Consider the following 19,374-nt stretch of genomic DNA (forward strand, 5'->3'; position numbering starts at 1 on the left):
ACCAGGCCCTGGGGAGGAGGCCGCCCCGGAGATGTCCCTGAGGTCGTACGGGGGCGTGGCCCGGGCGGGCTCCCCCGGTGCAGGATGGAGGGGAACGCAATCCCTGGGGCTGGAGGACCGGATGCTGGCAGAGACGATCTGTTCCGCGGCGTCCGCGGCCGGTCTGGGCATCGCCGCGATCGCCGCGTACCGCAAGCGATTCCTGGCCGCGACGCGCATCGCCGCCTACGCGCTGGTACCGGTCGGCCTGGTGCTGACCGGCGTCGTCGAGTGGGTTTCGGGCATCGCCTTCAAGCCGGAGGTGTGGGTGGGCTTCGGTCTGCTCGGACTCTCGTGGCTGCTCTTCATGACGACCAGGGCGGTGGAGCGCCGTACCGGCGGCACCCGCAAGGAGCGCAGGGCCGCGCGGCGCGAGGAGGTCGCTCCGCAGGCGTCCGCGCCGCCGCTCGGGGCGGGGAGTCCGGCGGCCGCGCAGCCGAAGCGGTCCCGGCCCGAGGCGCAGCCGAAGGCCGGCGGGGCGGGAGAGGACTTCAGCGACATCGAAGCCATCCTGAAGAAGCACGGCATCTGAACGGCTCGAAGGGTCCGGACGGCCCGGACGGCCACGAGTGGAACCCCCGGCAAGGTCTCCGAAAACCTGGCAACTCGGACGCCGAAGTGATCAACGAAAGATCACGAACGGCCAAGATCGACGAACTCGCCGCGCAGATGGGCGTGTTGGTCGTCGGGGGTGGCCCCACTGCGCCATCATCGCCCCGAGATGCTGGACACGTCCCGGGGCGAAGCCCCCGCCCCCACCGAAGAACCGCGCGGCTGCCTCTTCGCGCTCTCCCAGCCACCCCTGATGATCTTCCTCGGGGTGATCGGCTTCCTGCTGCTGATGGCCGCGATGCACGATCTCTTCCTGCTGTGAGGGCTCAGCCCGCGGCTTCCTTGCGCCGTGCCCGGTACGCCGCCACATGCAGCCGGTTTCCGCAGGTGCGGCTGTCGCAGTAGCGGCGGGACCGGTTGCGCGAGAGGTCGACGAAGGCCCGGCGGCAGTCCGGGGCCTCGCAGCGGCGCAGCCGCTCGTGCTCGCCGGAGACCACGATGAAGGCCAGCGCCATCCCGCAGTCCGCCGCGAGGTGGTCCGCGACCGAGGCGCCGGGCGCGAAGTAGTGCACGTGCCAGTCGAAGCCGTCGTGATCGGTCAGCCGCGGCGTGGTGCCGGCCGCCGCCACCAGCTGGTTGATCAGCTCCGCACAGGTGCGGGGGTCGGGCGCCGCGAACACGTCCGCGAAGCGCGCTCGCACGTCCCGTACGGCCCTGAGGTCCGCCTCGCCGAGTTCACCGATGTCACTGACGTGATGGAGGCGCACAAAGGCGTACAGCGCCTCGATGTCCGCGAGCCGGTCGCTCTGGTCGCTCTCCGGCGCCGTGTTCACCAGATCGACGACGACCTCGAGGGCGCCCCTGGTGTCGTGGGGGATCAGCACGATTCGCTCCCTGGCCTGCCGCGGGCGGGCGCCCGCCGATGCTGGCCGACTTTAGCGGCTCGCGCGCGCGGCGCACCGGCGCCGTCGCCGCGGTGGAACCCGCGGCGACGGCGCCGGCGTGTGCTGTATGCGGTTGTCCGCCCCGCGCCGTCGCCCCGAGTCGGACGGCGTGGAACGGCTCCCGGCCTGGCTCAGTTCTCCGCCAGGATGTGCGAGAGTTCCGTGTCGAGATCGAAGTGGCGGTGCTCGGTGCCCGGTGGCACCGCGGCGTCCGTCCGCTTCAGGAACGACTCCAGGGCCCGCGCCGGGGCTTCGAGCAGGGCTTCTCCTTCCGGGGAGCTCAGGGCGATGCAGACGACTCCCTGGCCGTGGCTGCGGGACGGCCAGACTCTGACGTCGCCGGTACCGGTGGGCCGGTGAAGGCCCTCGGCGAGAAGATCGCGGGCGAACACCCACTCGACGGTCTCCTCGGCTCCGGTGTGGAAGGTGGCATGCACGGCGTAGGGATCAGCCGTGTCATACCGCAGGCCCGCGGGTACAGGCAGTGATGACTCGCTCGACACTACGAGGCGCAGGTGCAGCTCGCAGCTGACCGTGGTGTTCATAAGCGCCAGGGCCTTTCGCTCAGTGTGCGCTCGGGGATTCGCACGTCGGCGAAATCGACATGCCACCTACGGTGCCGTTGTAAACCCCTCTGACCTGTTTGCGGCGATTCGGATAGCTCGTACGGCTGAGAGGTACTTGATGCGATACGAGTATTACGGCCACCCGGTCGGGTCGGGTAGGTTGGGCCTTATGAATGCGGAGAGTAACGAGCGGGAAGAAGTCGTCGACCCGGCGGCCGCAATGCCCGCCACGGGGGACGCGAGCGAGGACGAGCGGGACCTGGGTTCGCGGGCGCCGCAGTTCATCAAGGCGTCGAAGCCGCTGCATCTGAGCTGGCAGGTGGGGGTATTCGTCATCGGCCTGGCGGTCGTGGTCACCGGTGTGGTCATGCTGCCGCTGCCGGGGCCCGGCTGGCTGGTGATCTTCGGCGGCATGGCGATCTGGGCGACCGAGTTCGTGTGGGCGCAGCTGGTGCTGCGCTGGACGAAACGGAAAGTCACCGAAGCGGCCCAGAAGGCGCTCGACCCCAGGGTCCGGCGGCGGAACATGATCCTCACCACGGTCGGCCTGGTGATCATCGCGGTGCTGGCCGGGATCTACGTCCGGGAGTTCGGCTTCGCGATGCCGTGGAACATCGAGGAATGACCGGCGGGGCCGGTGGGGAGTGACCGGCAATCGGTTCGGGATCCCCGCTGACATGGGGTAATGTGTGCGGAGCGCCGGGGCGATTAGCTCAGTGGGAGAGCGCTTCGTTCACACCGAAGAGGTCACTGGTTCGAACCCAGTATCGCCCACCCGGACCGAAGGCCCGGAAGACGAAAGTCTTCCGGGCCTTCGCCGTTTCCCGGCCCCGGGCGGCCCGGCCTCAGCGCATCCGGCCCAGTGTGTCCCGCAGCCGTCGGGCGTCGCGCAGACGCTGCTCGTACGTCGCCCCGACGGCCAGCAGGAGCAGGCCCGCGAGGGCCGGCGGCAGCCAGCGGGGGAGTGCGCCGACGACCTGGGCGACGTACGGCGCGAGCTCGTGCAGCGCGACCAGGGCGAGCACGGCGGCACCGAGTACCAGCAGCGCCTGGAGCCGGTGCCTGGCGCCCGTCAGGGTCAGGGCCAGGGCCGTGGCCCCGAGGAGCAGCGGGCGCAGCCAGTGCTGGTCGCCCCAGGCCGCGATCAGGCTCGGCAGGAGGGTCGCGGCGAGCCCCGGACCGTACGCCGTCCAGGAGGATGCCTCCGCGTCGCGCCGGCGGCGCAGCACGCCGACCGCGAGCGCCGGGACGGTGACGGGGAGCGTGTACGCCTCGGGCGTGACGACGTCGGAGGCGCCGAGGCGGACCCAGACGGCCAGCACGAAGAACACGACCGCCGCGTACCCGACGGGGCGCCGGTCCGCCCGTACGGCCGTGCCCGCGGCGATGACCCCGCACAGCGCCAGGACCAGCGCGAGGGCGGGGGCGTGGCCCGCGGCGAGGCCGATCGCGAGCAGCGCCGCCGCGGCGCCCGCGATCTCCAGGGGGAGGGCGGCGGCGTGGCCGCGCACCCGGGCGGCGAGCGCGGCGGCGGCCGCGGGCACGGCGAGGACCGCCCATGCGGCCTGGTGGGGCGCGAGCGTGAGCGCGGCAGTGGCGGCGCCGGTGAGCCCCGTCGCGTACACGACGGCCGCGGCGGCACAGACGGGCGGCGTGACGGGCCCCCCGGCGAACACGGCGGCCGCGCCGAACAGCGCCGTCAGGACGCCGAGCACGGTGAGCGTGGCGGCCTGTGCGGCCAGCGACAGCAGCGAGACGGAGAGCGCCGACGCGAGAGCGCAGGCGAGCGCCGTGGACGCGAGAGGCGCATGGGGCACGCGGGGCGCCGTGGCGGTTCCGGCCGGGCCGGGACGTACCGCCAGGACCAGGGACGCCGCGGTCAGGAACAGGTGCAGCGTTACGGCCGCGGGGTAGCCGAAGCCCAGTGCGGCCGGGATGGCGTGCGTCGCCGCCCACACCAGGACCAGGGCCGCGCACGCCGCCGGGGCGCGCCAGGTGTGACCGGGCGAGGCCGGACGGCGCGCCGCCGCGGCGGCAGCGGCCGAGACCGCGGCCACGGTCAGCAGGACCAGCGGGGCCGCGGCCGTCCACGGCCAGGAGAGCCCGGAGAAGAGCGCCTCGCGGACGCCGGCCGGGGCACCGGACCAGACGCGCTCCGTCTGTGCCGCGGGACCGAGCAGGCCGGCCGCGACCGGAGGCAGCGCCCACAGGACGCCCGCGGCCAGCACCGCACCGGACGCACCGGCCAGGCCGGCCGCCACGGGACGCGGCAGGCTCGCCCGTACGACGGCCGCCAGGACCACGGCGCACAGCACGTACACGGGCACCGCCCACGCGTCCCCCGCGGCGGGGCGCGCCACACCGCCGACGGCCGCCAGCGCCGCGAGACCGGCCGCCGCCGAAGGCGCCACGGCATGCGGTGCCGGGACGCGCCGGGCGGCGGCCAGGGCGAGGGCGGCAACCGCCACCAGCAGCACGCCCGGCCGCAGCGCGTCCGCCGGGCTGCCCGCCGCCATCGACAGGACGCCGGCGCCGAGCAGCGCCCCCGCGCCCGTCAGCCAGGCACCGGCGTACGCGAACGGACGCACCGCGCGGCCGGCTCCCCACAGGGCCACGGCGACATCGAGCGCGGCCGTCGCCGCCAGCGCACAGGTGAACGTCAGCGGGCCCGACCCGGCCGCCAGCGCCCACAGAACGAAGGGGAACTGAGCGGTGATCAGCGCGGCGGGCAGCGGGATCCGCAGCCGGCCGAGCCCCAGGCCGTACGCCGCCCAGAGCACCGCCAGCACGGCCGAACCGATGGCGGCGTACGCGAGCGGGTCCGTGCCGGGCAGCGCCACGCGGTGCAGGGCGTACGCGTCGAGCACCGTGAGGGCCAGACCCGGCGCGGCCACCGACTCGGCGGTCGAGACGAGGCCGCGGCGCAGCAGCAGGACCGGCGCGGCCAGCGCCAGGGCCGTCACCGCGCCCAGCACCGCCGAGCGGCCGCCGATGCCCAGATGACCCCAGCTCACCAGCGTGAAGGCGATCGCGGCGACCGTCAGCAGAACGCCGCCGAGCGCCAGCAGCACGTTCTGCGCACCGCGCGGCGAGGCGTCCTGCGGTGCGCGCGGTGCCTGTCCGGCGCCGAAGGCCCCGGTGTACGGCGTGAAGGGGGCGGGCGGAGGCTGGCGCACGGCGGTGAGCAGCCACGCCCTGCGGGCGAGCAACTGGGCGCGCCGGGCTTCGAGCAGGCCCAGCTCGCGGTCGAGGACCACCAGTTCTTCCGTCGGCGGCAGTGCGTTCTCCATGGTCGACGAGTGTGGCGCGGAACACACGGCGGGACATGGGCGCGGATACTCGGATCCCCGGTGAGTACGTGCGGGAGCGCGCAGACTTGGCGTATGGACTGGTGCCGTTACCGCTTTCGCAGCGTCTGGGATCTGCCCGCCCCGCACAGAAGGGTCTACGGCGTGCTGGAACGGGTCGACGAGTACCCGCGGTGGTGGCCGCAGGTGCGGCAGGTCACCCGCCTCGACGACCGCACCGGCATCGCCCGGTTCCGTTCCTTCCTGCCGTACGAACTGGTCGTCACCGCTCAGGAAAGGCGGCGGGCCCCGGAGGCCGGCGTCCTGGAGGTGGCCATGACCGGCGACCTCGAAGGCTGGGCGCGCTGGACCGTACAGCCGCGCGGCAGCGGCGCGCGCGCCCTCTACGAGCAGGAAGTGGAGGTGCGCAAGGCGCTGATGCGCCGGTTCGCCGTACCCGGGCGTCCGCTCCTCGTCGCCAACCACGCGCTGATGATGCGGGGCGGGCGGCGCGGGCTCTCGGCCGCGCTCGCGGTTTGAACCAACCCCCCGGCGGCCTGTATGGTTCAGTCCGTTCCCGGGCGATTAGCTCAGTGGGAGAGCGCTTCGTTCACACCGAAGAGGTCACTGGTTCGAAACCAGTATCGCCCACCCGGGAAGGCCGGTCCGTCACAGACGGACCGGCTTTTTTGTGCCGCCCCACAGTGCCGCCCCATGGTGTCGCCCCACGCCGTCCGTTCAGGCGGCGGCCGCCGGCATCTCGGGGCGCAGCGGCCACGCCGTATTCACCTCTTCCTCCGACCCGTTGCGCGCGAACCACGCCTGCAGACCGCGCGCCTGCGCCGCGTGCCACACCGCCTGGAGGGTGTGCAGCTCAGCCGGTGAGAGCCGCTCCAGACGCGAGGCGAAACGGCGGCCGAGGGCGCGCACGACCTCCAGCGAGGCCGTCGCGTCGGCGACCGCGTCGTGGGCGCCGTCCAGTTCCACCTCGTACTGCGCACACAGATCGGTGAGCGTACGGCGGCCCTTGCGGTAGCGGTCCAGATGCTTGTCCAGTACGCGCGGATCCAGCACGCACAGCGGGCGGCTTTCCAGGTAGCGCCCCAGCGACGACGCCCGGTGGCGCCTCAGCTCCCGGTCCAGCAGGGTCAGGTCGAAGGGCGCGTTCATCACCACCAGCGGCCGGCGGGCGATGCTCTGCTCGGCGAGCCCTCTGGCTATCTCCTCCATGACCGGCGCGGGCCAGCGCCCGTTGCGCTGCAGGTGATCGTCCGTCAGCCCGTGGATCCCGGTCGCCTCCGGGGGCACCGGGATCCCCGGATTCACCAGCCAGCGCATCTTCCGCACCCGTCCGCCCGGCGCGTCCTGCACGACCAGCGCGGCGGAGACGATGCGGTCCTCCTCGACATCCACCCCCGTCGTCTCGGTGTCGAACGCGGCCAGGGGTCCTTCGTACCAGCACGTCATGTCCGAACTCCTCTTGCTCCCTTGGCAGATGGCGCGCGTCCCCTGCCCGAAGCGGTGATACCCGGGTCGTTTGTCCGGTACGCCGTTTGAGGGGGATACGCAGCGGAGACAACACAAGTGACGGGGCGTGAAGTCGGCGGGCCGTCACGGGAAACTGATCGGCACAGCCCGGGAGGCACCGTCAGCCATGGCGCTCACGCAGCCCGAACCGGGCGGGCTGCTGCCCGAGCGGATCGCACCGCTGCGCGGCGGACTCGCCACCACTGCCTGCATGGAGACTCTTCAGGTGGGCTATCTGCACGCGGTCGCGGCGGCCGCGGGATGCTCTCTCTCGCAGCCGTTTCCGGACAACGGCATCGACTGGCACGTGAGCCACAGCGCTCCCGGGCACACCGTCGACGACGAAGTCACCATCAAGGTCCAGCTCAAATGCACCTACCAGATCCCGCCGCGCCCGGCGGGGGGAGCCTTCTCCTTCACGCTCGACAACGCCCATCTGGAGAAGCTCGCCCGCAGCCCGGTGTCGGTGCACAAGATCCTTGTCGTGATGCTCGTACCGCGGACCCAGGACGACTGGCTGCGCGCCGGCCACGACGGCCTCGACCTGCGGCACTGCTGCTACTGGACCAACCTGGCCGGACACCCGGTGACGGGCAGGCGCAGGACCACTGTGCGGATCCCGACCTCGCGGATATTCGACGACCGAGCACTCTGCGAGATCATGACCCGGGTCGGGGTGGGAGGGAGACCCTGATGCACCACCGGCCGATCGACGAACCCCTGCGACCGCACCCGGGCACGGAGTCCGACAGCGGCTTCGCCACGGGCCCCGGCATCTGGGACGCCGGCGCGGGCCCCGATCCCGCCCACGTCGACCCCGCCGTGCTCGGCGCGCTGCTCGCCCGGCACGGCTGGCGGCGGCGCGGGGGAGCGGCGGGTCGCTACGCCCGCTGGACCCCGCCCGGGCCGTCCGGCGGCGGGACGAGCCTGCTCGTGCCCGAGAGCCGGGCGTTCCCCGACAGCGACGACCTGCTCGGCGAGGCGCTGACCGCGCTCGCCCGCTGCGCCGCGCCCTCCGCCCGCGAGGTGATCGTCTCCCTCACCGTCCCCAGCGACGAGATCCGCTGGTGGCGTGACGTACCGGAAGGCCCCTCGGGAGCCGTCTCGTGGACCGCGCAGGAACGGCTGCGCTCGGCCGCGCGCCAGATGCTGCTCGCCGCGGCGCTGGCCTCACGCGGGCGCGCCGGGTACTACGGCGCACGGCACCGGCGGCAGGCGCAGGCGTCCCTGGAGGGCGTACTGGTGGGACCCGCGCCGGGCGGACGCGCCCTCACCGCGTTCGTACCGGTGGCGGCGGGACGCGGCGTCGTCGTACGACTGCACCACGCCCTGCACGCGGCCCGCGAGGCCGTCGACTACCAGCGGGCGACCGGCGGCATGGACGCCTTCGACACGGCGGTCGGGGCCGGTGTGAGCCGCGAGCTGACGGAGGCCCTGATCGCGCTGGTCCACGGCTCGGAGGGCGCGCGCGTGGCCCTGGAGTGGTCGCCCGCCGCCGGGGTGCCCGAGGGATGCGCGGCGCATCCCGAAGCGGTGGAGTTCTCGCCGGGCGACCTGCCGGCACTGCGGGAGGCGGGCGCACGCTACCTGCTCGACGAGCCTTCCGTGACGGTACGGATCACGGGCGCGGTGGTACGGATGCGGCGCTCGGGGCCGCGCGGGGCCGGCACGGTGCGGCTGCGCGTCCTGGCGGGTGCGGAGGTGCCGCACGTACGGATGGTGCTCGACGAGGAGGCGTACCGGATCGCGGGCCACGCCCACCTGGTCGGGCTGCCGATCAGGGTCCACGGGCAGCTGGAGAGCCGGGGCGGCTTCCGGCGGCTCACCGGCGCGCGGAGCGTGGTGCCCGTGCAGGTGGACGACGCGGAGCGGGACCGGCTGATGAAGTCGCTCCAGGAGAACCTGGACTTTTTCGAGGAGGCGTGCGGCGGGGATTAACCGTTTCGCGAGGGGGCCGCCCGGCTCGGTACAGTTGGTTACTGCGCGCGCAACAACTTACGCGCGACCCCCTCAGACAGGAGTGACCGGTGTCGGACGTCCGTGTGTTCATCCAACGCGATTCCGAGCGGGAAGAGCGCGTGGTGACCACGGGCACTACGGCGGCCGAGCTCTTCCCCGGCGAGCGCACCGTCGTCGCCGCGCGCGTGGGCGGCGAGCTGAAGGACCTGGCGTACGTCGTCGCCGACGGCGAGGAGGTCGAGCCGGTCGAGATCTCCTCCGAGGACGGCCTGAACATCCTGCGCCACTCGACCGCGCACGTCATGGCGCAGGCCGTGCAGGAGCTCTTCCCCGAGGCGAAGCTCGGCATCGGCCCGCCGGTCAAGGACGGCTTCTACTACGACTTCGACGTCGAGAAGCCGTTCACCCCCGAGGACCTCAAGGCCATCGAGAAGAAGATGCAGGAGATCCAGAAGCGCGGGCAGCGCTTCTCGCGTCGCGTCGTCACCGACGAGGCCGCGCGCGAGGAGCTGGCGGACGAGCCGTACAAGCTGGAGCTCATCGGCATCAAGGGCTCCGCCTCGACCGACGACGGCGCGAACGTCGAGGTGGGCGGCGGCGAGCTGACCATCTACGACAACCTGGACGCCAAGACCGGTGACCTGTGCTGGAAGGACCTCTGCCGCGGTCCGCACCTGCCGACCACCCGGAACATCCCCGCGTTCAAGCTGATGCGCAACGCCGCCGCCTACTGGCGCGGCAGCGAGAAGAACCCGATGCTCCAGCGCATCTACGGCACCGCGTGGCCGTCGAAGGACGAGCTGAAGGCGCACCTGGAGTTCCTCGCCGAGGCCGAGAAGCGCGACCACCGCAAGCTCGGCTCCGAGCTGGACCTCTTCTCCATCCCGGAGCAGATCGGCTCCGGCCTCGCGGTCTTCCACCCCAAGGGCGGCATCATCCGCCGGGTCATGGAGGACTACTCGCGCCGCCGGCACGAGGAGGAGGGGTACGAGTTCGTCTACACCCCGCACGCGACCAAGGGGAAGCTCTTCGAGACCTCGGGCCACCTGGACTGGTACGCCGACGGCATGTACCCGCCCATGCAGCTCGACGAGGGCACGGACTACTACCTCAAGCCCATGAACTGCCCGATGCACAACCTGATCTTCGACGCGCGGGGCCGGTCCTACCGTGAACTGCCGCTGCGCCTGTTCGAGTTCGGGACCGTGTACCGGTACGAGAAGTCCGGCGTGGTGCACGGCCTGACCCGCGCCCGGGGCTTCACCCAGGACGACGCGCACATCTACTGCACCAAGGAGCAGATGGCGGAGGAGCTCGACCGTACGCTCACCTTCGTCCTCGGCCTGCTGCGCGACTACGGCCTGACCGACTTCTACCTGGAGCTGTCCACCAAGGACCCGGAGAAGTTCGTCGGCTCGGACGAGATCTGGGAAGAGGCCACCGAGACCCTGCGCCAGGTCGCCGAGAAGCAGGGGCTTCCGCTGGTCCCGGATCCGGGCGGCGCCGCCTTCTACGGCCCGAAGATCTCTGTCCAGTGCAAGGACGCCATCGGTCGTACCTGGCAGATGTCGACCGTGCAGCTCGACTTCAACCTGCCGGAGCGCTTCAACCTGGAGTACACCGGCCCCGACGGCAGCAAGCAGCGTCCGGTGATGATCCACCGCGCCCTGTTCGGCTCCATCGAGCGGTTCTTCGCGGTGCTCCTGGAGCACTACGCGGGCGCGTTCCCGGCGTGGCTCGCCCCGGTGCAGGCGGTCGGCATCCCGATCGGCGACGCGCACATCCCGTACCTCCAGGAGTTCGCCGCCGACGCGAAGAAGAAGGGCCTGCGGGTCGAGGTGGACGCCTCCTCGGACCGGATGCAGAAGAAGATCAGGAACCAGCAGAAGCAGAAGGTCCCCTTCATGATCATCGTCGGTGACGAGGACATGAACGCGGGCACCGTCTCCTTCCGCTACCGCGACGGATCGCAGGAGAACGGCATCCCCCGCGAGGAGGCGCTGGCGAAGATCGCCGACGTCGTGGAGCGCCGCGTCCAGGTGTGACCGGCTCTCCCGTGTGAACGGTGAGCCAGGCCCCCGGCGGAGCGATCAGCCCGCCGGGGGCCTGTTCTCGTCCTCCCGCGCGAACGTCTGGATCAGCCGGGCCGAGAAGGAGCCCGTCACCGCTCCCAGCAGCACCATGCCGCCGCCCGTCATGCCGACTGCGATGAGCCGGCCGTCCCAGGTCACCGGCGCCACATCGCCGTACCCCACGGTCGTCGGCGTCGAGCAGGTCCACCACAGGGCGTCTCCGAAGGTACGGATCGTCGCGCCGGGCGCGGCGTGCTCCTGGTGGTAGACGGACAGGGCGCCGGCGAACCCCAGCAGCACGGCTGTAAGGCCCGCGTACGTGATCACCCGGGCGTGCAGGGTCAGCCGGGGCCGGTCACGTCTGCGCTGCACCGCCCAGTACACCCGCACCATGCGGACCGGGCGCAGCGGCGGAAGCACCAGCGCGACGGTGTCCAGCCAGGGGGTACGGACGAAGCCCAGTCTCCGGCCCGGGAGCCGCCAGCGCACCAGGTAGTCGGCGACGAACAGCGCCCACAGGGCCACGGTCACCGCAAGGCTCGCGTCCCGCCGGACCGGGGCCAGGTGGTGGGCCGGCACGAGGACCGCGTACGAGGCGAGGAAGAGGAGCGAAGCGGCGAAGAGCGGCAGCTCGGCCCGCTCCTCCCACCGCTCCAGCGGACTGTCGTGATCGTCGTGCATCGCCCCAGCGTGGCCGCCGGGTGGACGGCCCCGCCCCGGCGACACGTTCGGCGGGTGCCAAGTCATATGCTGCACTCCATGACGACTGAGCCGGAGCAGCAGATCGGAGTCGGGACGCCGGACGCGTTCCAGCGCCTGTGGACGCCTCACCGGATGGCGTACATCCAGGGGGAGAACAAGCCGACCGGTCCGGGGGCCGAGGACGGCTGCCCGTTCTGCTCGATCCCGGCGAAGTCCGACGAGGACGGTCTCGTCGTCGCGCGCGGTGAGCACGTGTACGCGGTACTCAATCTGTACCCCTACACGGGCGGACACCTGATGGTGGTCCCGTTCCGGCACGTCGCCGACTACACGGACCTGGAGGACGCCGAGACCGCCGAGCTCGCGCTGCTCACCAAGCAGGCGATGTCGGCGCTGCGCACGGCCTCCGGGGCGCAGGGCTTCAACATCGGGATGAACCAGGGCGCGGTCGCCGGGGCCGGCATCGCGGCGCACCTGCACCAGCACGTGGTGCCGCGCTGGGGCGGCGACACGAACTTCATGCCGGTCGTGGGGCACACGAAGGTGCTGCCGCAACTGCTGGGGGACACCCGCAAGATGCTGGCCGACGCCTGGCCCGCGGTCTGACCCCACGGGCGCCCCGCAGGCTTCCCTTCCCCGAGCGTCACGCGTCGTAGACGTCGGCCTTCCTCGGCGCCGCGTCCTGGACCATGCCGCTGAGGACCAGGGAGCGGTTGCTGAAGCGGTCGGTGTCCACGCCGTGGTCGTCGAGCACGCGGATGGCCGCGGCGTGGACCACGCGCAGTACGGGCGTGGCCGCGCGCATCGCGTCGTCGGCCATGAAGCGGTGCCGCCAGGGCTTCTCGGCCCAGGCGTGCCGCAGGCCGAAGGGCTCGGGGAGCACGATCTTGCCGCCGAAGAAGTCGAGGACCGGGGGGAACCAGGTGAACGGGGCGCGGACCGCCAGCCGCACCACCTCGTTGGCGTCGACGAGCGGCAGGTTCTTGTCGACCGTCTCCCAGAACTTGACCGCCTTGCTGACCGTCACCGTCTTGGCCGCGGGCTTCGTGGTGAAGAGCGAGTGGACCGGCCCCAGCGCGTGGCCGGTGACCTCGATGCGCAGCGTCTCGTGCAGCACGGTGACCGTGATCAGCATGGTGATGACGAGCTGGCCGTCCCACAGGGTGAACTGCACACCCAGGTAGTGCCGGTTTCCGGCGCCGAACTGCTGTTCGTTGCAGATCCGCTGTATCTCGTGGCCCTTGATCTGGAACGCGTCGACGTCCTGGCCGTCGGGCCTGGCCACCTCGCCCGCGTTCTCGCCGATCGGGGCGACGATCCAGTGCCGTACGGACGGCTTGGGGAAGCCGCCGGTGTGCAGCGGGCCGCGCTCCAGCATGCGCAGCTGGTCGTGGATGGCGCGGATGACGTCCCAGCTGCGGAAGCCGTGGATCTCCTTGCCGGCCTCCCGGGGGACGAGCTCCTCGGCGAGCTGCCAGCTGCCCCAGCGGGTGCCCATGCCCAGTATTCCCTTGGGGCCGGCGTAGAAGACCGAGTTGCTGTACTGCTCGGCGGTGAGCTTGGCGAGCGACTGGCGCAGCTGCTCGGCGGCGGACTCGTTGGGGTCGCGGGGTACGGCCTCGGGGATCTTCGCGCCCACGCCGCCGCCGCCCAGCAGGCTCTCCCAGCGGGTCCGCATGTCCACGGCCGTGGATTCGCAGATCCGCTTGGCCAGCAGCCAGCCGACGACGGGGGCGACGAGCATCGCCCGCAGGTAGATCGCCAGGAATCCGCCGAGGGGCAGCATGACGAAGAGGATCAGGAGAAGGCCGCCCACGGCGATCAGGGCGGCGGTGCCGAAGGCGCCGGCCCGCTTGCCCTGGGCGCCGGCGATCGTGCGGCGCAGTTGGAAGACGGCGAGCCAGATGAGCAGACCGGGCAGGAAGAGCAGACCGAAGAGCGCCATGACGCCGGTGAGCTTGGCGTCCCGCTCCTTGCGGATGCGGGTCGCGGCGAGGCAGTGCTCGACGACGGTCTGCGGTTCGGTGCCGAAGGACTGGATGAGCGCCTTGCGGGCCCCGCCGAGCATGCGCACCTGTACGGCGCGCGAGAAGGCCTCACCCAGGTTCGGTTCGAAGAGGGACAGTTTGCCCTTCTTGACCTCGGACTTGTGCCATTCGTTGTTGGCCTTGAGGATTTCGGTCACCGGGCTGTCGCGGTACGCCGCCGAGGCGAGGGCCTGGGTCGCGGCGGTCTGGCCCGCGGAGCCCTGGAGCGGTACCTGTGCCCCCGGTGAGAAGTCGAACCCGTCATCCGCCACTGTGCTGCCCCCATCGCCGCGCGCAACCGCCCCTGCGGCCTGCCCTCAACTGCCGTGCCCGGCACACCTTCTGAACTGGGCCCCCAGCGTATCCAGTGTGTCCAGGGTGTTCCTGCCCGTCATGGGACAGTGAAATGCCGCCCGTCGCAAGGTAATTGGACGGGCGGCTGGTGGATTATGTCCCCTTTTCGGCCTGCTCGCGTATCTTGCCCGACAGCTGGGGCGGCATCGGCTCGTGGCGGACGTACGAGCGGCTGAAGCGTCCGGTGCCGTGCGAGACCGACCTCAGGTCCAGCGCGTACCGTTCCATTTCGATCTCCGGAACCTCGGCCCGTACGAGCGTGCGCCCCTGGCCCGCCTGCTCGGTTCCGACCACCCGCCCCCGCCGCCCCGACAGGTCGCTCATGACCGGCCCGACGTAGTGGTCGGGCACCAGCACCAGCACCTCGGCGACCGGCTCCAGCAGGTGGATCCTCACGTCGGCCGCGGCCTCGCGCAGCGCCAGCGCGCCCGCCGTCTGGAACGCCGCGTCGGAGGAGTCCACCGAGTGCGCCTTTCCGTCGAGCAGCGTCACGCGTATGTCCACGAGCGGGTAGCCCGCGGCGACACCGCGCTCCGCCTGGGCGCGCACCCCCTTCTCGACGGACGGGATGAACTGGCGCGGCACCGCGCCGCCCACGACCTTGTCGACGAACTCGATCCCGCTGCCCGGCGGCAGCGGCTCCACCTCGATCTCGCAGATCGCGTACTGTCCGTGGCCTCCGGACTGCTTCACGTGACGGCCGCGGCCCCTCGCCCCGGCGCCGAACGTCTCGCGCAGCGGCACCTTGTGGGGCACGACGTCCACCCGCACCCCGTACCGGCTGCGCAGGCGCTCCAGCGCCACGTCGCGGTGGGCCTCGCCCAGACACCACAGCACCAGCTGGCGGGTGTCCTGGTTCTGCTCCAGGCGCGTCGTCGGGTCCTCGGCGACCAGCCGCGCGAGCCCCTGGGAGAGCTTGTCCTCGTCCGCCTTGCTGTGCGCCTGGACGGCGAGCGGCAGCAGCGGGTCGGGCATGGTCCAGGGTTCCATCAACAACGGGTCGTCCTTCGAGGACAGGGTGTCCCCGGTCTCCGCGCGCATCAGCTTGGCGACGCTGGCGATGTCACCCGCGATGCAGTGGTCCAGGGGGCGCTGGTGCTTGCCGAACGGAGAGGACAGCGCGCCGATCCGTTCGTCCGCGTCGTGAAGGTCCGGGCCCTCGTGGCCCCGGTCCCTGAGGCCGTGCCCCGACACGTGCACCGTCTCGTCGGGCCGCAGGGTGCCGGAGAAGACCCGTACCAGGCTGACCCGCCCGACGTACGGGTCGGACGCCGTCTTGACGACCTCGGCGACCAGCGGCCCGTTGGGATCGCAGGCGACCGGCGGGCGCGGCCTGCCGTCGGGCGTCGTGACCGCGGGCGCCTCCCGCTCGGCGGGGGTCGGGAAGCCTCCCGCGATCAGCTCCAGCAGCTCGACGGTGCCGATGCCCTGGCGGCCCCCTTCGGCCGCCGGCGCGGCGGCGAGCACGGGGTGGAAGGTACCGCGCGCGACGGCCCGTTCCAGGTCGTCGACGAGTGTCTTGTGGTCGATCTCCTCACCGCCGAGATAACGGTCCATGAGGGTCTCGTCCTCGCTCTCGGCGATGATCCCCTCGATCAGCCGGCCGCGGGCCGCCTCGATCCGGGGGGCCTGCTCGCCGTCCGGCGGTGCCTCCTGGCGCTCGCCGGAGGAGTAGTCGAAGATCTGCTGCGACAGCAGGCCGACGAGCCCCTCGACCAGGGCGTGCCCGTCGGGTCCCCGGTGCCCGTACAGCGGCAGGTACAGCGGCAGTACGGCGTCGGGGTCGTCGCCCCCGAAGGTCTGCGCGCAGAGCCGGGTCATCTCGTCGAAGTCGGACCTGGCCGCTTCGAGGTGGGTGAAGACGATCGCCCGCGGCATGCCGACCGCGGCGCACTCCTCCCACACCATCCGGGTCGAGTCGTCCACGCCGTCCGCCCCCGAGACGACGAAGAGGGCCGCGTCCGCCGCCCGCAGACCGGCCCTGAGCTCCCCGACGAAGTCGGCGTATCCGGGGGTGTCGATCAGGTTGATCTTCACACCGCCCCATTCGACCGGGATCAGCGACAGCTGCACCGAGCGTTGCTGCCGGTGCTCGATCTCGTCGTAGTCCGAGACGGTCGTGCCGTCCTCGACGCGGCCCGCCCTGTTGACCGCTCCCGCTGTCTGCGCGAGGGCCTCGGCCAAGGTGGTCTTTCCCGATCCGCTGTGGCCGACCAGCACGACGTTGCGTACGGACGAGGGCCGGTCGGCCGCCGCCGCCCTGCCGGCGGCCCCGGGGTGGCGCGCGTGTGTCTTGTCGCCCATGATCCTGCCTCCCTGTTCCGAGCACGGTGAGGAGAGGGGGCGCGGACATGTGGGAGCCGCAGTGGCGAGGCGACACCAGTGACGCCCGCGGTCATTCGAGCTTTCCACTCCGGCCACGCTCCGTCCATACGTGACGCGCGATCCACGGGGCACCGGGGCGCCCGCCGGTGGCTCACCGGTGCCCCGGCGGTGTCGCGGTTCCGGCGTCGCTACGATGGGCCAGCCGGTGGCCGCAGGGGCTGGACCGGCCACCGACCCCCGGGAAGGCCATGCTGAACAAGTACGCGCGTGCATTCTTTACGCGTGTCCTCACACCGTTCGCCGCGTTTCTCCTCCGCCGCGGGGTGAGCCCGGACGCGGTGACCCTCGTCGGTACGGCCGGAGTGATGGCGGGTGCGCTGGTCTTCTTCCCCCAGGGAGAGTTCTTCTGGGGCACGATCGTCATCACCCTCTTCGTCTTCTCCGACCTCGTCGACGGCAACATGGCCAGGCAGGCCGGGGTGTCGAGCCGCTGGGGCGCCTTCCTGGACTCGACGCTCGACCGGGTCGCCGACTCGGCGATCTTCGGCGGGATCGCCCTCTGGTACGCGGGTGCCGGCGACGACAACGTGCTGTGCGCCGTCGCCATCTTCTGCCTCGCCAGTGGCCAGGTCGTCTCGTACACCAAGGCACGCGGTGAGTCGATCGGCCTGCCGGTGGCGGTGAACGGCCTGGTGGAGCGGGCCGAGCGGCTCGTCATCACGCTCGTCGCCGCCGGGCTCGCCGGACTGCACGGCTTCGGGGTGCCGGGCATCGACGTACTGCTGCCGATCGCCCTGTGGGTCGTGGCGGTGGGCAGCCTGGTGACGCTCGGACAGCGGGTCGTCACCGTACGCCGGGAATCGGCGGAGGCCGACGCGGCGGCTGCGCCGGGTGCGGCGGCGTCGCCGGGCAGCGAGGCCACCTCGTGAGCGGAGCCAGGGAACGGCTGACGGACACGCTGTACGGCCTGGGCTGGGCCGGCGTGAAGAAACTGCCCGAGCCGGTGTCCGCCGCCCTCGGGCGCACGCTCGCCGACACGGTGTGGAGGCGGCGCGGCCCGAGCGTGCTGCGGCTGGAGTCCAACCTCGCCCGGGTGGTGCCGGACGCGGGCCCCGAGCGCCTCGCCGAGCTGTCCAGGGCCGGCATGCGCTCGTACATGCGCTACTGGATGGAGTCCTTCCGGCTGCCCGCGTGGAGCGCGGAGCGGGTGAAGGCCAGTGTCGAGATCGAGGACATCCACCTCCTGACGGACACCCTGGCCTCCGGGCGGGGCGTCGTACTGGCGCTCCCGCACCTGGCCAACTGGGATCTCGCGGGCGCCTGGGGCGCCACCGCGCTGGGGATCCCCTTCACCACCGTCGCGGAGCGGCTCAAGCCCGAGTCGCTGTACGACCGGTTCGTCGCGTACCGGGAGGGCCTCGGAATGGAGGTCCTGCCGCACACGGGTGCCAGTGCCTTCGGGACGCTGGCGCGGCGGCTGCGGGCCGGCGGCCTCGTCTGCCTGGTCGCCGACCGCGACCTGTCCGCGTCCGGCACCGAGGTGGAGTTCTTCGGCGAGACGGCACGGATGCCCGGCGGGCCCGCGATGCTGGCGCAGCAGACCGGGGCGCTGCTGCTGCCGGCGACCCTCTGGTACGACGACTCACCGGTGATGCGCGGACGCATCCACGCGCCCGTCGGCGTACCGGAGACAGGTACGCGGGCCGAGAAGACGTCTGTCATGACGCAGGCGGTGGCGGACGCCTTCGCCGCCGGTATCGCCGAGCACCCGGAGGACTGGCACATGCTGCAACGACTGTGGCTCGACGACCTCGAGCCGCGTCGGGAGTCCTCGTGAGGATCGGCATTGTCTGCCCGTACTCCTGGGACGTGCCGGGCGGCGTCCAGTTCCACATCCGGGACCTGGCCGAGCACCTGATCCGGCTGGGGCACGAGGTCTCCGTCCTGGCGCCCGCCGACGACGAGACGCCGCTGCCGCCGTACGTCGTGTCCGCGGGCCGGGCCGTCCCCGTCCCGTACAACGGCTCGGTCGCCCGCCTCAACTTCGGATTCCTCTCCGCCGCGCGGGTACGGCGCTGGCTGCACGACGGCACCTTCGACGTGATCCACATCCATGAGCCGACCTCGCCCTCGCTGGGTCTGCTCACGTGCTGGGCGGCGCAGGGGCCGATCGTCGCCACCTTCCACACCTCCAACCCGAAGTCGCGGGCGATGATCGCGGCGTACCCGATCCTGCAGCCCGCGCTGGAGAAGATCAGTGCCCGTATCGCGGTGAGCGAGTACGCGCGGCGCACGCTGGTCGAGCACCTCGGCGGGGACGCGGTCGTCATCCCCAACGGCGTCGACGTCGACTTCTTCGCGAAGGCCGACGCGAAGGCCGAGTGGCAGGGACAGACCATCGGCTTCATCGGACGCATCGACGAGCCGCGCAAGGGACTGCCCGTCCTGATGCGCGCCCTCCCCGGGATCCTGGCCGAACGCCCGGACGCGCGGCTGCTGGTCGCGGGGCGCGGCGACGAGGAGGAGGCGGTCGCCACGCTGCCGAAGGAGATGCGGGACCGCGTCGAGTTCCTCGGGATGGTGAGCGACGAGGACAAGGCGCGGCTGCTGCGGAGCGTGGACCTGTACGTCGCCCCGAACACCGGCGGCGAGAGCTTCGGCATCATCCTGGTCGAGGCGATGTCGGCGGGCGCGGCGGTGCTGGCGAGCGACCTGGACGCGTTCGCGCAGGTGCTGGACCAGGGTGCGGCGGGCGAACTCTTCGCCAACGAGGACGCGGACGCCCTGGCCTCGGCGGCGGTGCGGCTGCTGGGGGACCCGGAGCGGCTGGACGAGCTGCGGCTGCGGGGGGCGGCGCACGTGCGGCGCTTCGACTGGTCGACGGTGGCCGCGGACATCCTGTCGGTGTACGAGACGGTGACGGACGGGGCCGCGTCGGTGGACACCGACGAGCGGACGGGGCTGCGGGCGCGGTTCGGCCTGGCCCGGGACTGACCCGTGGGGTGAGCGGCTCCCCAGGG

18 protein-coding genes and 2 tRNA genes are annotated in these 19,374 nt (G+C 72.0%); 13 read left to right on the forward strand and 7 right to left on the reverse strand.

All coding sequences use genetic code 11. The annotated features are described in order from the left end of the window. Positions 1–121: 121 nt before the first annotated feature. Positions 122–571 carry a hypothetical protein gene (locus tag BN1555_RS27205; protein WP_093801820.1) on the forward strand — a complete coding sequence of 150 codons (450 nt, stop codon included), beginning with the start codon at positions 122–124 and terminating at the stop codon, positions 569–571. A gap of 189 nt (positions 572–760) precedes the next feature. Beyond that, positions 761–913 (forward strand): hypothetical protein, encoded by a 153-nt coding sequence (locus tag BN1555_RS39140; protein WP_167368049.1) that lies wholly within the window; start codon positions 761–763, stop codon positions 911–913. A 4-nt stretch (positions 914–917) separates the two neighbouring features. Here BN1555_RS39140 and BN1555_RS27210 read toward each other — a convergent pair whose 3' ends face one another. Together BN1555_RS27210 and BN1555_RS27215 are read right to left on the reverse strand one after the other, a co-directional pair. Beyond that, positions 918–1,475, reverse strand: a complete 558-nt coding sequence (locus BN1555_RS27210) for a CGNR zinc finger domain-containing protein (RefSeq protein ID WP_093801821.1) — start codon at positions 1,473–1,475, stop codon at positions 918–920. Positions 1,476–1,666: 191 nt separating this feature from the next. Further along, the gene (locus tag BN1555_RS27215; RefSeq protein WP_003987206.1) at positions 1,667–2,080 is read right to left on the reverse strand and encodes an SsgA family sporulation/cell division regulator; all 414 of its coding nucleotides are present in this window, start codon (positions 2,078–2,080) and stop codon (positions 1,667–1,669) included. Between the two features lie 190 nt (positions 2,081–2,270). On the opposite strand from BN1555_RS27215, the gene BN1555_RS27220 reads away from it, so the two are divergent. Next, positions 2,271–2,726 carry a TIGR02611 family protein gene (locus BN1555_RS27220; RefSeq protein WP_093801822.1) on the forward strand — a complete coding sequence of 152 codons (456 nt, stop codon included), beginning with the start codon at positions 2,271–2,273 and terminating at the stop codon, positions 2,724–2,726. A 77-nt stretch (positions 2,727–2,803) separates the two neighbouring features. Then, a tRNA-Val gene (locus tag BN1555_RS27225) sits at positions 2,804–2,875 on the forward strand. A gap of 71 nt (positions 2,876–2,946) precedes the next feature. Here the strand turns inward: BN1555_RS27225 and BN1555_RS27230 are convergent. Then, on the reverse strand, positions 2,947–5,391 hold the full coding sequence (locus tag BN1555_RS27230) for an SCO7613 C-terminal domain-containing membrane protein (protein WP_093801823.1): 2,445 nt from the start codon (positions 5,389–5,391) through the stop codon (positions 2,947–2,949). Positions 5,392–5,484: 93 nt separating this feature from the next. Between BN1555_RS27230 and BN1555_RS27235 the strand changes: the two genes are divergently transcribed. Then, entirely contained in the window at positions 5,485–5,928 is a 444-nt protein-coding gene (locus BN1555_RS27235; protein WP_093801824.1) for an SRPBCC family protein, read from the forward strand. A 39-nt stretch (positions 5,929–5,967) separates the two neighbouring features. Next, a tRNA-Val gene (locus BN1555_RS27240) sits at positions 5,968–6,039 on the forward strand. 87 nt (positions 6,040–6,126) lie between these two features. Here the strand turns inward: BN1555_RS27240 and BN1555_RS27245 are convergent. Continuing rightward, the gene (locus tag BN1555_RS27245) at positions 6,127–6,855 is read right to left on the reverse strand and encodes a 3'-5' exonuclease (RefSeq protein ID WP_093801825.1); all 729 of its coding nucleotides are present in this window, start codon (positions 6,853–6,855) and stop codon (positions 6,127–6,129) included. A gap of 187 nt (positions 6,856–7,042) precedes the next feature. Between BN1555_RS27245 and BN1555_RS27250 the strand changes: the two genes are divergently transcribed. The 3 genes from BN1555_RS27250 to thrS all read left to right on the forward strand — a co-directional run bounded on the left by BN1555_RS27250 (position 7,043) and on the right by thrS (position 10,919). Then, complete coding sequence (locus tag BN1555_RS27250; protein WP_093801826.1) at positions 7,043–7,609, forward strand: DUF4365 domain-containing protein; 567 nt, start codon at positions 7,043–7,045, stop codon at positions 7,607–7,609. After that, complete coding sequence (locus tag BN1555_RS27255) at positions 7,609–8,853, forward strand: hypothetical protein (protein WP_093801827.1); 1,245 nt, start codon at positions 7,609–7,611, stop codon at positions 8,851–8,853. The genes BN1555_RS27250 and BN1555_RS27255 overlap by 1 nt, the downstream gene beginning before the upstream one ends. 89 nt (positions 8,854–8,942) lie before the next feature. Continuing rightward, the gene (gene thrS / locus BN1555_RS27260; RefSeq protein WP_093801828.1) at positions 8,943–10,919 is read left to right on the forward strand and encodes a threonine--tRNA ligase; all 1,977 of its coding nucleotides are present in this window, start codon (positions 8,943–8,945) and stop codon (positions 10,917–10,919) included. Positions 10,920–10,964: 45 nt separating this feature from the next. Here the strand turns inward: thrS and BN1555_RS27265 are convergent, their stop codons facing one another. Then, positions 10,965–11,627, reverse strand: coding sequence for a potassium channel family protein (locus BN1555_RS27265; protein ID WP_255306198.1), 663 nt, complete (start codon positions 11,625–11,627; stop codon positions 10,965–10,967). Between the two features lie 66 nt (positions 11,628–11,693). Between BN1555_RS27265 and BN1555_RS27270 the strand changes: the two genes are divergently transcribed. Then, on the forward strand, positions 11,694–12,254 hold the full coding sequence (locus tag BN1555_RS27270; RefSeq protein WP_176710313.1) for an HIT family protein: 561 nt from the start codon (positions 11,694–11,696) through the stop codon (positions 12,252–12,254). Between the two features lie 37 nt (positions 12,255–12,291). Here the strand turns inward: BN1555_RS27270 and BN1555_RS27275 are convergent, their stop codons facing one another. Together BN1555_RS27275 and BN1555_RS27280 are read right to left on the reverse strand one after the other, a co-directional pair. Then, positions 12,292–13,947: a Rossmann-fold NAD(P)-binding domain-containing protein gene (locus BN1555_RS27275; RefSeq protein WP_093801830.1), complete on the reverse strand. Its 1,656-nt coding sequence runs from the start codon at positions 13,945–13,947 to the stop codon at positions 12,292–12,294. 175 nt (positions 13,948–14,122) lie between these two features. Beyond that, positions 14,123–16,333, reverse strand: a complete 2,211-nt coding sequence (locus BN1555_RS27280; RefSeq protein WP_093801831.1) for an elongation factor G-like protein EF-G2 — start codon at positions 16,331–16,333, stop codon at positions 14,123–14,125. 269 nt (positions 16,334–16,602) lie between these two features. Here BN1555_RS27280 and pgsA point away from each other — a divergent pair, with 269 nt between their 5' ends. The 3 genes from pgsA to BN1555_RS27295 are packed head-to-tail and all read left to right on the forward strand — an operon-like array spanning position 16,603 to position 19,348. After that, a complete protein-coding gene (gene pgsA / locus BN1555_RS27285; protein ID WP_093801832.1) occupies positions 16,603–17,283 on the forward strand; it encodes a phosphatidylinositol phosphate synthase in 681 nt (226 codons plus the stop codon). Further along, entirely contained in the window at positions 17,280–18,191 is a 912-nt protein-coding gene (locus BN1555_RS27290) for a phosphatidylinositol mannoside acyltransferase (RefSeq protein ID WP_093801833.1), read from the forward strand. The genes pgsA and BN1555_RS27290 overlap by 4 nt, the downstream gene beginning before the upstream one ends. Further along, entirely contained in the window at positions 18,188–19,348 is a 1,161-nt protein-coding gene (locus BN1555_RS27295) for a glycosyltransferase family 4 protein (RefSeq protein ID WP_093801834.1), read from the forward strand. The genes BN1555_RS27290 and BN1555_RS27295 overlap by 4 nt, the downstream gene beginning before the upstream one ends. Positions 19,349–19,374 lie beyond the last annotated feature (26 nt).

Source organism: Streptomyces sp. Wb2n-11 (genome assembly GCF_001049855.1).
Classification (GTDB): domain Bacteria; phylum Actinomycetota; class Actinomycetes; order Streptomycetales; family Streptomycetaceae; genus Streptomyces; species Streptomyces altiplanensis.

Coding starts and splice junctions, on each gene's coding strand:
- BN1555_RS27220 (WP_093801822.1), top strand. CDS start 2,271: ATGAATGCGGAGAGTAACGAGCGGGAAGAAGTCGTCGACCCGGCGGCC.
- BN1555_RS27250 (WP_093801826.1), top strand. CDS start 7,043: ATGGCGCTCACGCAGCCCGAACCGGGCGGGCTGCTGCCCGAGCGGATC.
- BN1555_RS27265 (WP_255306198.1), bottom strand. CDS start 11,627: ATGCACGACGATCACGACAGTCCGCTGGAGCGGTGGGAGGAGCGGGCC.
- BN1555_RS27215 (WP_003987206.1), bottom strand. CDS start 2,080: ATGAACACCACGGTCAGCTGCGAGCTGCACCTGCGCCTCGTAGTGTCG.
- BN1555_RS27230 (WP_093801823.1), bottom strand. CDS start 5,391: ATGGAGAACGCACTGCCGCCGACGGAAGAACTGGTGGTCCTCGACCGC.
- BN1555_RS27270 (WP_176710313.1), top strand. CDS start 11,694: ATGCTGCACTCCATGACGACTGAGCCGGAGCAGCAGATCGGAGTCGGG.
- BN1555_RS27235 (WP_093801824.1), top strand. CDS start 5,485: ATGGACTGGTGCCGTTACCGCTTTCGCAGCGTCTGGGATCTGCCCGCC.
- pgsA (WP_093801832.1), top strand. CDS start 16,603: ATGCTGAACAAGTACGCGCGTGCATTCTTTACGCGTGTCCTCACACCG.
- BN1555_RS39140 (WP_167368049.1), top strand. CDS start 761: ATGCTGGACACGTCCCGGGGCGAAGCCCCCGCCCCCACCGAAGAACCG.
- BN1555_RS27255 (WP_093801827.1), top strand. CDS start 7,609: ATGCACCACCGGCCGATCGACGAACCCCTGCGACCGCACCCGGGCACG.
- BN1555_RS27280 (WP_093801831.1), bottom strand. CDS start 16,333: ATGGGCGACAAGACACACGCGCGCCACCCCGGGGCCGCCGGCAGGGCG.
- BN1555_RS27205 (WP_093801820.1), top strand. CDS start 122: ATGCTGGCAGAGACGATCTGTTCCGCGGCGTCCGCGGCCGGTCTGGGC.
- BN1555_RS27245 (WP_093801825.1), bottom strand. CDS start 6,855: ATGACGTGCTGGTACGAAGGACCCCTGGCCGCGTTCGACACCGAGACG.